This window comes from Saccharolobus shibatae B12 (assembly GCF_019175345.1).
Classification (GTDB): Archaea; Thermoproteota; Thermoprotei_A; order Sulfolobales; family Sulfolobaceae; genus Saccharolobus; species Saccharolobus shibatae.
Map to the genome: position 1 here is coordinate 651,206 of NZ_CP077717.1, position 13,953 is coordinate 665,158.

The following is a 13,953-nucleotide window of genomic DNA, read 5'->3' on the forward strand; positions in this document are numbered from 1 at the left end:
AATTTACCTATAAAAGTTATTCTATTCCCAATTCCTTAAGTATTGATGTCTTCAAAGAGTACTTCCTATATTTTCTTCCTCCTATATGTAACCAACCCTGGTTATCTTTCCCTCAGCTGCAAGTTGTGATAAGTTCTTCAACAACGAATTCCTCGGAATTTTTGTATATCTTTCTAACTCTTCTAATGTCAAAGCCCCTCTTTCCGCCAATATAATCAGTATTTTTTGCTTTTGTGTTAGTTCTTTTTTTCATATGTAAAAATTCCGTTAACTCCCCCTTAATAGTTTTACTATTCTGGTAATATCCTTACGACGGCTCAGGAAATGCGCTAGCTATAGTTTTCCAGCAAGTTTACTAAAATGGTAATATTGTTTTCATTATTGTAAGAGCTTGCTCTTTTGACTAAAAAATCTGGGATTCGGGCAGGATTAAAGTTATTAGTTATAAAGTACAAAGAAGTATAAGGCAGGGTCAGCTCGCAACAAGCTCATCATATGTCAGCCCGTCGCTCCAATTTTACGGTACATTGCGGTACAATAAGGTTTTTATATTGAAGTACAGTAAATATATTAAGGTAAAATGTCCAGACCCGGTTACAAATCGGTATATTTCCCGGATGAAGAGTTATGGAAGAAGATAGTTGATGAGGTCGAAAAAAGGAAAGTGAGCGTATATGAAGTGTTGAAAGACTATTTCGAGTGTTATATGAGGGAAAAGGAAGGAAGTAAAGTGAGTTTGGAAGAAATAGTTAAGGAACTGCAAGAATTGAAGAGAAGGGTTGAGGAGTTGGAGAGGAAGGTTAAATAGAGTAAACTCCTCCTGTTTACTCTGCAAAAATTAGGATTGCTTATTAGTATGAAGTCTTATAACTGTCACAGCACCTTGGGATTTTTAGTATTTTCTAAAAACACTTTTGTAATCTTTACAATTATTATCAATATGTGTTTCTTGTCTATTATCTCGTTCTCGTTTCGGAGGAATATGCTCTTAATTTAAGGACTTCCTTATCTCCTAAAATGGTTAATTTATCTCTTGGCTTTAAATCAACAAAGATCTCTTCCATGACTACTAAATGATGAAGAGGAAAAATAAAGCAGAGCGAATGTCGTGATTATTTTTCTTAAATCCATAATAGGTATTAATTTTAATGCAATAATATACTTAGTAAGGTAAAACTTAGCTAAAACTCTCCAGAAATACTAACGTTTCATAGTTCTAGTTAGGAAGAATTGATATGTATTAACGAAATTCCTAAAGAATATTTCGAATAGTTTTTAGTACCTCTCCCTTTATAACAAGATATAAAAAGATTATGATTACCGAAAGTTTTATATTATCATCATCACATCTTTTCACAGTAAAGAGCTATTTTAGTAATTTTAATCAGCTATACCAAAACGTTTTATTACGTTTTCAGTAAAAATCTTATTTAGCTAGGTGTTATAATGAGCGGACCTTCTATTCCTCAGTTAGACATTGATGACATAGTTACATGTTTTAGGGATAATATTAGGAGTGCTGGAAATGAAGAAGACCTTAGAATTCGTGTCTCTACTCAATGCATCGAGGAAAAAATACTTAAGCGACTGGGTATTACACAGCTAGGCAAATACGAATATACTTTAGTATCTGGAGCTAGAATTGATGCCCTTTATGGACATGTTATCGTTGAATATAAAGCACCTGGAAAACTATCCTCAGATAAAGACATAGTTAAGGCTAAAGAGCAAGTAATAAAATATATTCAGCAAGAGGCACAATCGGAAGTAGAGTGGGATAGATATTTAGGTATCATAATAAGCGATAAGATAGCATTCGTAAGGTATGATAAGACAAGAAAATTATGGATTTTAAGGGGTCCTTATGATATTAAGCGCGAAGTCATAATAAAACTAATAGAGGCATTCAGAGGGCTTAGAAGAAAAGCCCTCAAGGTAGATTCGCTTCTAAATGAATTCGGTCCAGAATCTCCGTTAGCTAGTGAAAGCATTAAAGAATTTTATAAGAAGTTAATATCGCCTAAAAGCCCTAGGACAAAGATATTATTTGAGGATTGGCTAAGATTATTCAAGCAAGCCACCGGATACTCACCTGACTACCTTAAAAATTTAGAAGAATTAGCAAAGAGTTATAATATAAACGGGAACGTTAAGTATGACGAACTGATATTCGCCATACAAACTTATTACGCATTAATTCTAAAGCTGTTATCGGCAGAGGTAGTATATCTTTATGGAGGTGGAAGATTCTATAAATCTTATATCGCAGAACTTGATGACGCATATTCAAAAGAGGGATTAGATGGACTTAAGAGAGTCCTTATGGATTTAGAAAACGGTGGAATATTTAGGCAATTTGGCATTGAGAACTTCCTAGAAGGAGATTATTATTCGTGGTACTTAGATGAAATTGACAAAACATTAGCTGATACTATTGCTGAAATAGCCAGAAGGCTTAGCGAGTTTGAGCCCGCAACGCCACAATTAGAGCCAGAGTCTGCTAGAGACCTACTTAAAAGGCTATATCAACACTTAGTCCCCGAAGATATTAGACATAAACTTGGAGAATATTATACCCCAGACTGGCTTGCTGACTTCTTATTAGACGAAGTCGGATTAAGTAGGGAAAATTTGGAGAAAATAGGTTCTGAAAACTCGTTGAAACCATTAGAGATAAGGATTTTAGATCCCGCTTGCGGTTCTGGCACTTTCCTAGTTAGATACATATCTAGGCTTAGAGATTATGCAAGAGAACACTTTTTAGAAGACGTATTAGTAGATTACCTATTAAAGAATGTTGTAGGTTATGATTTAAACCCATTGGCTGTATTAACCGCGAGAACCAACTATCTATTAATGATTGCTGATTTACCACATAGAAATAGTATAGAGATCCCCATCTATTTAACTGACTCATTAATGGTAGAAAGGAAAACCACCTTAATAGGTAGCGTTTATGTTCTTAAGACAGTAGCTGGGGAGTTCCAGTTACCATCAAGTATAGTTGATAAAGGTTTCCTCTCAAATGTACTCAATGAAATTGCCAACGCATTAAGAAATAAATACAACGATGATGAATTCAGGAGAAGAATTCAATTTGTATTCAAAGAACTATCTAATAGCGAACTAAATATCTTAGAGGATCTTTACACTAAGCTTCTAAAGTTAGAGAGAGAAGGTAAAAACGATATTTGGGTTTCGATAATTAGAAATGCTTTTGCACCAATATTAAAGGGCAAGTTCGATTTTGTCATTGGGAATCCACCATGGGTTGCATGGGAAAACTTACCAGATGATTATAGAGAGCTAACTAGACCGTTATGGGAGAATATATATGGATTAGTTGGTGGTGGTTCAGGTGGGTTTAAAAGAGATTTAGCTATGCTCTTCTTAGCAAGAACTTTTGATCTTTATCTGAAACGTGGAGGGAAACTAGATTTCTTGATACCCTTCACTGTATTTAAGACTCAAGCTGGTACTGGTTTCAGACGTTTTTTAGCTACGAAGACAAAGATATTAGTTATTCACGATAAGGTAACATTACGTCCATTCGAAGGTGCTATTAACAGAACTGCATCGATTGTTATAGAAAAACCCTGTGAACTTAAGGAAATAAGCTCAGCTAGTTGCCCAGAGATAAAGGAAATTACAGCAACTAATAAGAAGATAAAACACGTTATATGGATCAACAAATCAAAAAGACCGATACCAACTGATTCGCACCTGGAGGACGTATTAAAGGAAACAGAAAGATTTGAAGCGTTAATGTCGCCTACTAAAGAAAGTGATGTATCTAGTCCATGGATGCAAATTACGGAGAAACTACTTCCTTATATAAGAAAAATTACTCAAGGATCTTCTCACTATAAAGCTCATGCAGGCGTTTATGTAGGATTAAACCAAGTTTATTTTGTAGAAATTAAGGGTAAGACACCAGACGGCAAATTAGTAATAACTAATCCGCCTGAGAGTGGTCAGAAAAAGAAAGTCAAGCAAGTAGATGCAGCAGTAGAACCAGATTTAATTTATCCACTTATAAGAGGCAAAGATATTAGGAAATGGTACGTTGAGTATAAAGACAGATATATAATTATACCTCATGATATGAAAACGGAGAAATTAATTTCTGAAAGTGAGCTTAAAATTAAATATCCTAAAACTTATGAATATCTAAATCTTTATAGAGATGAGCTTAAGAAAAGAAGTATAAAACCTTTTCTCTCATTGAGGAAAAGATTAAAAAGAGCTAATGAATCTTATGAGAAAATAATTGAAAAAGAGCTAGACAGTAAATTCTATATGGTAGATAATATAGGTTCATATACTTTTGCCCCCTATAAAGTAGTCTGGAAATATGTAGCAGGCGAAATTACTGGTAAGGCATCATCTTTTAGTTGTGCAGTTCTTAGTTTAATTGACAATAAAGTAGCTATTCCGCATGAGAAACTAATGTTGATACCATTTGAAAATCCAGACGAGGCGTATTATGTAGCAGGTGTTTTGAACTCGGTTATAGTAAGAACGATAATATCATCATATGTAATAGAGACTGAAATTTCTACCCACATTACTAAAGTTATTAATGTACCTAAGTATAACCCTAATGATAATTTACACGTTAAGATATCAGATCTTTCTAAGAGAGCTCATGAGATCGCAAAATGTATCTACGCAGAAACTAAGCCAGATTACTGTAGTAATATTAGAAACCCCGAAAAAGAGTTAATGGAAATAGAAAAGGAACTTGATAAAACCGTGGCTCAACTTTACGGTATGCCTGAGGATGTACTTGATGACTTTAGAAAGTTATTTGCCATGCTTTCTGGTGAGGAAGTGCCAGAGGAGTCTGAGGAAGTAAGTATGCCTCAGAAACCCTCGGTTAATGTGCTTAATACATCTCTTAAACCTAACGTAAAGTCCTCAATTGAGATAGACGTAGTTAATCCGTCCGGCAAAGAGATTAAATTCGAATATGAAATGCCGTGGGGTAAAGATTCCTTTAGCCTAAAAGAAGGTAAATACAATATAGAGACTCCACCGCTAAAGCCGGGTAAATATGAAGGTATTATCAAATGGACATGGAATAATGAAACGAATACAATCAAGGTTACGGTAGAAGTCTTAGAGCCTGAAGGACCCAAGAGGCGTAGAACACTTATTGACGTATAGGTGATTAACGATGAGTGAGCTTAATAATAAGATTAAGAGGTGCTTTGGTGATTATGCGGTAGATAAGAGGCTAACTTACGAGTTAGAGTTAGCCAAACTTCCTAGATATGTGGCTGAGTATTTAATATCGGAGTTTATGGGAATAAGTAATAATTGGGAGAACCGACTCAGGGAATTTATCAGAGATTATTATTACGAGCCAGAGGAAAAGGAATTAGTTAAACATAAGATTGTAACTGAGGGAATGATAAAGTTAATTGATGAGTTAAGAGTTTACGTAGATATTCATACTAATTCCCATATAGGAGTTATTCAATCTATGGATTTATGGGCAGATGTACCATTAGATATCGTTGAAAAGAATAGGGCTACCCTAATTACTGGTATGTGGGGACTAATAACTCTTAAGAAAACTGAGGTTAGCAAAGAGGTTTCTGAAGGAGTAAAATCACTATCACTCACGGTAATTGATTTTAAGCCGTTCCAAGCGCCTGATAATGATCCTAAAATATTAGAAGAAGCTAGGCAGTGCTTTACATTAGATGAGTGGATTGAGGTCTTAATAAACAGTATTGGGCTAGACCCTAATGTATACAGCTCAAGACAAAGATTGATCCTTCTTTCACGCCTTATACCGCTAGTTGAGGGTAACGTGAATCTTATTGAATTTGGACCTAGGCAAACAGGTAAAACGTACCTTTATAGGAACGTGAGCAATTACGTGAGGATAATATCTGGCGGAACGATATCACCTGCGACTCTCTTCTACAATTTAAGGACAAGGGTACATGGAGAGTTAGCGGTTAAAGACACTGTTGCGTTCGATGAAATTAGTAAGGTTAGATTCCCTAATCCCGACGAGATGATAGGAAAGCTTAAGGATTACATGGAAAGTGGGCAGTATGAGCGAGGTGACAAAAGAGTCACGTCAGACTCGTCACTAGTCTTCATGGGTAATATAGCAGTAGAATTAAGTGAGAACGGTTACGTGCCAGTTGAGGATCTAACATACGTACTTCCAGAGCCTATGAGGGATTCAGCATTAATAGATAGAATTCACGGCTTATTACCCGGCTGGGAGCTTCCGAAGATATCACAGACTAAGTACCATTTATCTAAGAATTATGGCATAGCGTCGGACTACTTAGCCGAAGCTATACATTCTATGAGAAAAGAGACATCAGCGACCCTCGTAAACCAACACGTTGAATTTTCAGAAAATTTCAAGATAAGAGATGAGAAAGCATTTAAGAAGACTTTCAGCGGCTTATTCAAGTTATTATTTCCAGACAAGTCGTTCAATAAAAATGAGTTAATCAACATAATTAATTTATCACTTGAATATAGACAACGTGTTAGGGATTGGCTTCATAGACTTGAGCCAGGTGAATTCCAAAATGAAAAACTTAGTGTTAAATTAAAGTCATAGAAGGGCTAACAGAGATGAAAGGAGTGCAAGGAAAGGGAGTAGCGACTATTCTGGTTCTTGAATCTTGAGGATATAAATAAAACATTATTTTCATTGTGTCTCTTTCAGCGGAAATTGTCTTGGGGTAATCTTCCGATTTTATCGTATATCCTGAAGCTAATAATATCCTTTTCAGTTCTACATACGCCGAATTAATATCAATATAGCAGTTGTTCTACTTTAACGTAACTTAAAAGTTTTCATTAAACCTAGTGCACCTCCTAAACGTTTCTCAACGAACCGAAGAAACTCCTCCACCTTTCTGCTCAATCCCTTCATCTCCAGTATTCCAGCTAAGGAATTGAAGGATTTAATGAAATCACTCTGGCAATGTCCGGCTTCTTCTCGGACTTCACACTTTTCAATCAACCAGATACAGAATTAAAAAAGCTTCATCGGTAGTGCTGAAAATCCTGTATAACCGAGGGAAATTAGAATAACTGCTATCAATATTTACAATTCTTTCCTTCATTATTCCCACCGTTTAAAACATCTCGTCTTTTCCTTTAAGACAGTTTCTCTAAACTTTTTACCACCGTATTTTTGCCATTTTCGATAAATTAGCCCCCTCTTATATAGTCTGGTCAGATAAACTAGGAGCTCTTCCTTCGGGATCCCCGTCTTTTCCTCTAATCGCTCTAAAGTAGCACACCCGTGGGATAATATTATCAATATTTTCTCAGTATTTTGGAGTTTTTGCACAGTTATTCATTGTGAAAATTCTCCTTGATAAAACTTAAGCAGGATTAACGGATAAATTAATATCCTTACTGCCGCTGCAAAAACTCTATTGCTTAACCTCTCCCCTCAGGATTAACATATTTGTTAATCCTTTTTCCATTATCGCAAGAGCTAGCGCAGAAGATTTTTAATATTGCGAGGTCTTTCGAAACTTTAAGCAAAGCTTTTCTTGCAGCATACGGTACATTAATAATTTATCCAGCTCTTTTAATATCCGCAGTAAAGAAGGGACATGTAAGGGCTTTAAGACAACTTCAGAAAACACTAAACTCATTAACTATTTTACTAAAACAAGCTCTAAACCTTAAGAAGATTAAGGAGAATTTGGGACACGATCCTTTAGGGAAATCCCAGATTCCCTATCTTCTAATTACAACTGCAAAATTCTTGAGGCAAATACAAGAAAAGCAATTAGCCGAAGTTTATGAAAACATAGCAGAATATTTAAGAAAGCCAGCAAACGAAAGGACTTATAGCGATTTATTGGAATTAGGAAAGATGATTACTAAAACAGTTCAGTTTAAAAATAACTATGAACAATTACTTAAAATAATTGAAAAATGTACTTCACAAGAAGCTGCTGAAGAAGACATATGTAAGAACTCACCAAACGAGGCAAAACAAATATTAGATGTCTATAAAGAGAAACAATATTTAATAGATCAAATATTGTCAATGTTAGAGCTAAGTCTTTAAGAACTTTTCGACAGCTTGTTATATACAGCTTATTTGGCTAGAGTTCAAATAGTCATTTTGCGGAAACTTTAGGAAAAATCGCAAATATAAAACAAAAAATTCAAGAGTTGAGGAAAGTAGGGCTTAGGGCGATAACGAGAGCCAATAAGTACAGACAGAGGGCGTTATTGCGGTGTCAGTACAAAACTGCAATTCATCTTGGCACTGCAGAATATGAGGATATAGCCTTTCTGTACGAAGAGAACATAAAGGAGTGGGACAGGTCAGTTTTAGCGTTTGAAAACGATAATGAGGAGTTTATGGTAATGAAAGTGAGGACTCGTTTTAATGATAAAAAGAGGGTTCTCATGAAACTGGTGAAAGACCGTAAGGGGTTAAAGAACGCTTTTAGGAAGTATAAGGACGCAGTAATGATTACTCTGACTGTACCTCACATTTTCCCCTTAGTTGTCCCACTGAAGGACAAAGGAAGGATTATCGGCTTTATCCCTCTGCAAGATTCCATCATAACGCAATTGAAGAAGAACATGTTAGCTTGGATAAGGAAGAATTGGAAGGGTAAGGAAATAAAGACCTTTACGGCTTATGAATACCACGGTGATTATATTTTACATATTCACATTCTTGTATTCGGAATTCCGTATTTGATTAACTGGTCAAGGAAATACGGAAGGAGAGGAGAAGACGCTCTTACTTACTATTCACGTAAGTGCAATATCCCCTTACCTAATAAGGAGAATAAGACGCTCATTAGTAAATATGTATTCACGGCGTTATTGGACATGTGGTTACAAAGGATTCTTATCAGGTTAGGCTCTATTCTAAAGATGAACCTCTTAGAGGTTTACGTGAACTACGAGAAAAAACAGAATCTACAAGGCCCAATTAATGAAATCCACAGAATTAAGAAGGGAAAGTGGTGGGCAAACCACCGAAAGACGCCATTAGAGAATATTCAAGCGGGGCGGCGTATAGAGATGTTGCCTCACCAAATGAATACGTTTTGAAATATGTAACTAAGGTCATGGATTCAATTGGTGGCGGCGGAGAAGGGGGAGACGCAAAGGTTTACGTTATTGGCTGTTTGGTAAGCGTTTCAATTCTTATTCTCCTTCATTATTGAAGAGGAAGGAGAATGAGGTAAGGGTTCCGTTATGGCATTTCGTTGGGGTATTTAAGTTGTCAGACCTTCCGGACTATATAAGCAGTAGGCTTATTGCTGATCTGACTTTTTTGTAGTTCAACGCCGAAAGTGGAGCACGCAATTAACTAACCTTTGTAATATACTATATTTGTATAATGATATATATGTCGTCATTGGTAAATATACTTACATGCATCATTTACACATTGCAATATACGATAAAATGCGATTATATAAACCCTGGTAGGCAGAGGTCCCGGGTTCAAATCCCGGCCGCTGCTTATTTTAAACTGCAATATAACTGATAATCTGTTCTATGGTTTCATGAAAGCTAAAATAATAGTTTCAATAATAGAGGGAATTATAATGTAAAAGGAGTACTAAAATTGAGAAAAATTATTTTTCCCAGTTTTAAACTAAGAACTCTTTTGCTGTTGTTGAACTGGTTTCAAATAAATCTTATTCCCTATTATGGCGTTATTGGGTATGAATACCTTAGTCCCATCCGATTTTATTACAGTCGTAAATAACGTACTAACATCCTCAACTATTCCATCTTCGCCCACTAGATTAACATTATCGTTTATCTTAAACGGCCTAGCTATTAATAGGAACATTCCAGCGACTGCTTGACCCAATACTTGTTGTGATGCAAAACCTATTACTATACCTATGAAACCGCCCAATGCAACACCAGCTGCTCCACCAGCTACTGCACCTGCTATCGCAGCTACTAGTGCTCCAATTCCAATAATTCTCATAACATTCCTTACCGCAGCCGCTGTTGGATGACCGTACTTTGGCAATAGGGAATAATAGAATATTAGAGAAATTCCGGAGACAATTAGGTAACCAAATGCCAGTGCCAATAATATCTGTATGTACGATTCATAACTCACGGCGTTCAAGTGAAATGATGGTAATAACACCTCAATCACGAACTTAACTACCGCACTTACAATGACATAAAGAATTATATAAACTACTGTTCTTCCTATTGCACTTCCAACCTTTGTGGTAGCAGATTTCGCCATATTTATCGCTTGACAATTAACTTATAGGAACATATATAAAAACTTTTATACGACAGATTAACTTGATTTATCAATAAATTAAAATAATTTAAGTTTACTGTCTATTGTGTAATACTCTTACCAGAATATAAATTACAATTATTGTAACTACAAAGATTAGTATATAGTTCCCAAATTTCTCAGCTAGAGTCACAACAAAATTAATCTGGTTAGCTAACTCGTAACCTACTAGGGAAAGCACGATGTCCCAAATAGTGTGCCCCAAAAAAGTAAACCCTAGATATTTAGGAATTTTCATTTGCCCTATCCCCGCAGGATACGATATGAGAGCCCTCAATCCCGGTACAAACCTAAATCCAAATACCGCAATATCACCATATCTCAAAAACCAATTGTGTAACGCCTCTATTTTACCCTCATCTATTAAAATGTACTTCCCATATCTCTTTAGGAAGGGTAAGCCTAGTTTATAACCTATTACGTATGCTATTATAGAGCCAACCAGACTACCCAAAGTACCTACTATTATACCTATATATAAGGATATACTACCCAGGTATGAATAATAACCTACCAACGGCATTATAACTTCGCTAGGCAAAGGCAGTCCTAATCCCTCACCAATCATGAGGAGAAAAAGGATAATGTAACCCGATAAGCCTTTAAATACGTAAATCATCTATTGTTAACGTGAAATCTAACTTAAATTATTTTTCATCATAGCTAGAATCTAGCGCCAATTCTTTGCATATCCCTATCATTGCTAATTAACTCACCAATCTTTTGCGATAAAAAGTAATGTATTGCGTCTTCAAAGTCCAATTTGAACTTCTCCACAATTTCTCTTACCTTTTCCAAATCACTAGTCTCTAAGTGAACTAAATTTATTTCGGCGTCTCGGAAGAAAGAAGATAATACTAGTACTTCTAGTAAGTCTATAGATAGTATATTTGATAGATCTATATGAAAGTTAATTATACAATATTGACCTTAATGGGTACATGAGTTTTATTAGCTTAATGAATTTATTCCTTTTTATCTTAATTTATAAGTAACTTATTAATGAATGATGAAGTGTAAGCCTTTTTCGGAAATCCTGATGCTCAATATTTCCTCTCGCTTTTAACTGTTAGTTTTTTCAATATTACAATTAATTGATATTAGGTAATTTCTCCGTGTAAATTTCATCTGTATTTTGAAACCATTCTTTTTCCCTTTGAAAATAATTAGGATGATCAGTTAGAAAATATACGAAAGCGTTCACGTCAAAATATCTCTTAACCACTTTTCACTCCTCTCTTTCAACGCCTCATTCAAAATTTCATCGATATCCATTCCTGCAAGTTTACTCCAATCAACTCTGAAATATCCAGCATATTTCTCTATATTTCTCTCCATTTTCTTTATAATAATTTCACCACTTTCATTTACAATTAGTCTAACTGAATTGGAAATCTTTAGCTTGTCCCTTACTTCTTTTGGAATCACAATCCTTCCCTTTTCATCTACTCTTAATATATACTCATTTGATACCACTTGCTTTTCCACTACTATTTATATTGAACTTAATACTATAAAAGTTTTTAAAACGAAAAAGAATGGTTAACGTTAACTTTCTTGATATAACTTCCTCGCCTCATTATATATTCTCTCAACATTAGGTATTACAGTGTTCTCTAATGGTTCAGAGAAGGGTATTGGAACATCTGGAACTGCTAACCTAGCAATTGGTACCTTAAGGTCCTTTAATGCTTTAGCTTGTATTCTAAACGCTACTTCTCCCGTCATTCCATAACTCATATAATCCTCATCCACTATCAAAACCCTTCCAGTTTTCTTTGCAGACTTAACTATAGTCTCCTCATCTAAAGGTATTAATGTCCTTAAATCAATTATCTCAGTCGAAATTCCATCCCGTTGAAGCATTTCAGCAGCCCTCAAACTCCTATGAACCATTAATCCTGCGGAAATTATTGTTAAGTCATTACCTTCTCTTCTTAAAACAGCCTTACCAAACTCAACCTCATAAGGCTCATCTGGGACTTCCTCCTCTGTACCCTCAAAGGGTAAGAATGGTAATCCAGTTAATAATTTATGCCCAAACACTACGACGGGATTTGGATCTCTTAACGCCTTAGTTACTAAACCTTTAGCATCGTATGGTGTTGATGGTACTACAACCTTAAATCCAGGTAAGTGGGCAAACAAACCGTATAACACTTGAGAATGCTGAGATGAATCGCCATACCCTCCTCCTATTGCTGTTATTATAGTTACTGGCATTGGAAATTGCCCACCACTCATATAATAATTTTTGGCCATATGGTTGTACATTTGATCGAATCCAGCTCCTAAGAAATCAACGAACATCAAGGAAACTACTGGATGTAAGCCAGCAGTTGCTGCGCCTACTGCCATTCCCATAAAAGTTTGCTCTGTTATTGGCGTGTCGAAAACCCTTTTTCTACCGAACTTCTCAAATAAACCCATTGTAAATCCAAACACTGCCCCCCAATACGTTACGTCCTCTCCTACCACCACAATTCTGTCATTTCTTTCCATTTCCTGCTTTATCGCTTCTGCAATCGATTGTGCAATTCCCCTTATCTTCATGCGAAGACACCCCTTAATGCCTCATTAGGGTCTGGATAGGGACTTCTGAGGGCGAAATCTATTGCATCTTGAACTTGCTTTCTAGCCTCTTCTCTTAATTTAGCTAGGATTTCGTTATCTGCATAGTTTAAACGTAATATTCGGTTCTCCAATCTCCTTATGGGATCTAGTGAACTCCACATCTCGACTTCCTCTTTAGTTCTATATTCCTCGCCATCTCCCTCAAAATGCCCCACATATCTATATGTCAGAGCTTCTATTAATGTAGGCCCGAAACCCTTTCTAGCCCTTTCAATCGCCTTCGTTGCAGTGGAATAGACGTCTATTACGTCCATTCCATCAACTAGATATGACGGAACGTTATATGCCAATCCTCTTTGATAGTGAAAGGTAGTTGACATTACCAAAGATTTAGGTGTGGAATCAGCGTATTTATTGTCTTCTATAACTAATATTAATGGTAGTTCCCATGCACTTGCTATATTTAACGTTTCAGCGAAAGTGCCGTGATTTGCTGCTCCTTCACCTGCAAACGCTATAGCTACGTTATCCTTGCCAGAATATTTAAATGCGAAAGCTGCACCAGCAGCTTGAGGAAAAGATGCCCCTACAATACCACTACAAGCGAAGCTCTTAACCTTATCGAATAGGTGCATGTGTCCTCCTTTTCCTCTACAAAGTCCAGTTACCTTACCTAAGATCTCAGCTGCTAGCCTATTTAAATCCACGCCCTTCGCAATAGCATGATGATGAGGTCTATGAGTACTTACAACCACGTCTTCATCCCTAACTTGATATAACGTGCCTACAGCTACTGCCTCTTGACCTATGGATAAGTGCATTTCTCCTCTAATTATACCAGAAGCCATACTGAAGGGATTCTTCCCCTCATGATATATTTTCCTTATTGTTTCCTCGAAATACCTTATAGTTAACATTCTCCTATACATAGTGAGTAGATCACTCGGTTTCAGCCCAGAACTTTCTATTAGATATGATAAGTCCTTTAATGAGGGTTCTGGTTTTATTATCATATTAATAAATTAAATTACGTACTTATATCCTTTTCTTCCTATATTAGATATGAT

Annotated in this window: 14 protein-coding genes; 5 read left to right on the forward strand and 9 right to left on the reverse strand. The window is 35.9% G+C overall.

The window, feature by feature from the left end; translation table 11 throughout:
- Positions 1-81 precede the first annotated feature (81 nt).
- Positions 82-210, reverse strand: a complete 129-nt coding sequence (locus J5U23_RS15655; protein ID WP_322789629.1) for a hypothetical protein — start codon at positions 208-210, stop codon at positions 82-84.
- Between the two features lie 370 nt (positions 211-580).
- On the opposite strand from J5U23_RS15655, the gene J5U23_RS03695 reads away from it, so the two are divergent.
- The 3 genes from J5U23_RS03695 (at position 581) to brxL (ending at position 6,598) form a co-directional block, all read left to right on the forward strand.
- Complete coding sequence (locus tag J5U23_RS03695) at positions 581-808, forward strand: hypothetical protein (RefSeq protein ID WP_218266996.1); 228 nt, start codon at positions 581-583, stop codon at positions 806-808.
- 638 nt (positions 809-1,446) lie between these two features.
- Positions 1,447-5,169, forward strand: a complete 3,723-nt coding sequence (locus tag J5U23_RS03700) for an Eco57I restriction-modification methylase domain-containing protein (protein WP_218266997.1) — start codon at positions 1,447-1,449, stop codon at positions 5,167-5,169.
- Between the two features lie 10 nt (positions 5,170-5,179).
- Positions 5,180-6,598 carry a BREX system Lon protease-like protein BrxL gene (gene brxL, locus J5U23_RS03705; RefSeq protein WP_218266998.1) on the forward strand — a complete coding sequence of 473 codons (1,419 nt, stop codon included), beginning with the start codon at positions 5,180-5,182 and terminating at the stop codon, positions 6,596-6,598.
- A 510-nt stretch (positions 6,599-7,108) separates the two neighbouring features.
- Here brxL and J5U23_RS03715 read toward each other — a convergent pair.
- Positions 7,109-7,339, reverse strand: a complete 231-nt coding sequence (locus tag J5U23_RS03715) for a DNA-binding protein (protein WP_218266999.1) — start codon at positions 7,337-7,339, stop codon at positions 7,109-7,111.
- Positions 7,340-7,459: 120 nt separating this feature from the next.
- Here J5U23_RS03715 and J5U23_RS03720 point away from each other — a divergent pair, with 120 nt between their 5' ends.
- Together J5U23_RS03720 and J5U23_RS03725 are read left to right on the forward strand one after the other, a co-directional pair.
- Positions 7,460-8,074 (forward strand): hypothetical protein, encoded by a 615-nt coding sequence (locus tag J5U23_RS03720; protein ID WP_218267000.1) that lies wholly within the window; start codon positions 7,460-7,462, stop codon positions 8,072-8,074.
- A 107-nt stretch (positions 8,075-8,181) separates the two neighbouring features.
- Positions 8,182-9,081, forward strand: a complete 900-nt coding sequence (locus J5U23_RS03725; RefSeq protein ID WP_218267001.1) for a hypothetical protein — start codon at positions 8,182-8,184, stop codon at positions 9,079-9,081.
- A 553-nt stretch (positions 9,082-9,634) separates the two neighbouring features.
- Here J5U23_RS03725 and J5U23_RS03730 read toward each other — a convergent pair.
- The 7 genes from J5U23_RS03730 to J5U23_RS03755 all read right to left on the reverse strand — a co-directional run bounded on the left by J5U23_RS03730 (position 9,635) and on the right by J5U23_RS03755 (position 13,899).
- Positions 9,635-10,252 carry a mechanosensitive ion channel domain-containing protein gene (locus J5U23_RS03730; protein WP_218267002.1) on the reverse strand — a complete coding sequence of 206 codons (618 nt, stop codon included), beginning with the start codon at positions 10,250-10,252 and terminating at the stop codon, positions 9,635-9,637.
- A 94-nt stretch (positions 10,253-10,346) separates the two neighbouring features.
- Positions 10,347-10,931, reverse strand: a complete 585-nt coding sequence (locus J5U23_RS03735) for a DedA family protein (RefSeq protein ID WP_218259489.1) — start codon at positions 10,929-10,931, stop codon at positions 10,347-10,349.
- 44 nt (positions 10,932-10,975) lie between these two features.
- Positions 10,976-11,110 carry a hypothetical protein gene (locus tag J5U23_RS03740; RefSeq protein ID WP_244988818.1) on the reverse strand — a complete coding sequence of 45 codons (135 nt, stop codon included), beginning with the start codon at positions 11,108-11,110 and terminating at the stop codon, positions 10,976-10,978.
- Between the two features lie 292 nt (positions 11,111-11,402).
- Positions 11,403-11,537, reverse strand: a complete 135-nt coding sequence (locus J5U23_RS15965) for a hypothetical protein (protein ID WP_261310623.1) — start codon at positions 11,535-11,537, stop codon at positions 11,403-11,405.
- Positions 11,513-11,800, reverse strand: a complete 288-nt coding sequence (locus tag J5U23_RS03745; protein ID WP_244988819.1) for an AbrB/MazE/SpoVT family DNA-binding domain-containing protein — start codon at positions 11,798-11,800, stop codon at positions 11,513-11,515. Before J5U23_RS03745 ends, J5U23_RS15965 begins: the two co-directional genes overlap by 25 nt.
- Before the next feature lie 60 nt (positions 11,801-11,860).
- Positions 11,861-12,865 carry an alpha-ketoacid dehydrogenase subunit beta gene (locus J5U23_RS03750; protein ID WP_218267003.1) on the reverse strand — a complete coding sequence of 335 codons (1,005 nt, stop codon included), beginning with the start codon at positions 12,863-12,865 and terminating at the stop codon, positions 11,861-11,863.
- On the reverse strand, positions 12,862-13,899 hold the full coding sequence (locus tag J5U23_RS03755; protein WP_218267004.1) for a thiamine pyrophosphate-dependent dehydrogenase E1 component subunit alpha: 1,038 nt from the start codon (positions 13,897-13,899) through the stop codon (positions 12,862-12,864). The genes J5U23_RS03750 and J5U23_RS03755 overlap by 4 nt, the downstream gene beginning before the upstream one ends.
- Between the last annotated feature and the right edge of the window lie 54 nt (positions 13,900-13,953).

Bases quoted from the DNA above. Each gene is read 5' to 3' on its own strand.
- J5U23_RS03695 (WP_218266996.1), top strand. From the start codon at position 581: ATGTCCAGACCCGGTTACAAATCGGTATATTTCCCGGATGAAGAGTTA.
- J5U23_RS03700 (WP_218266997.1), top strand. From the start codon at position 1,447: ATGAGCGGACCTTCTATTCCTCAGTTAGACATTGATGACATAGTTACA.
- brxL (WP_218266998.1), top strand. From the start codon at position 5,180: ATGAGTGAGCTTAATAATAAGATTAAGAGGTGCTTTGGTGATTATGCG.
- J5U23_RS03730 (WP_218267002.1), bottom strand. From the start codon at position 10,252: ATGGCGAAATCTGCTACCACAAAGGTTGGAAGTGCAATAGGAAGAACA.
- J5U23_RS03735 (WP_218259489.1), bottom strand. From the start codon at position 10,931: ATGATTTACGTATTTAAAGGCTTATCGGGTTACATTATCCTTTTTCTC.
- J5U23_RS03750 (WP_218267003.1), bottom strand. From the start codon at position 12,865: ATGAAGATAAGGGGAATTGCACAATCGATTGCAGAAGCGATAAAGCAG.
- J5U23_RS03755 (WP_218267004.1), bottom strand. From the start codon at position 13,899: ATGATAATAAAACCAGAACCCTCATTAAAGGACTTATCATATCTAATA.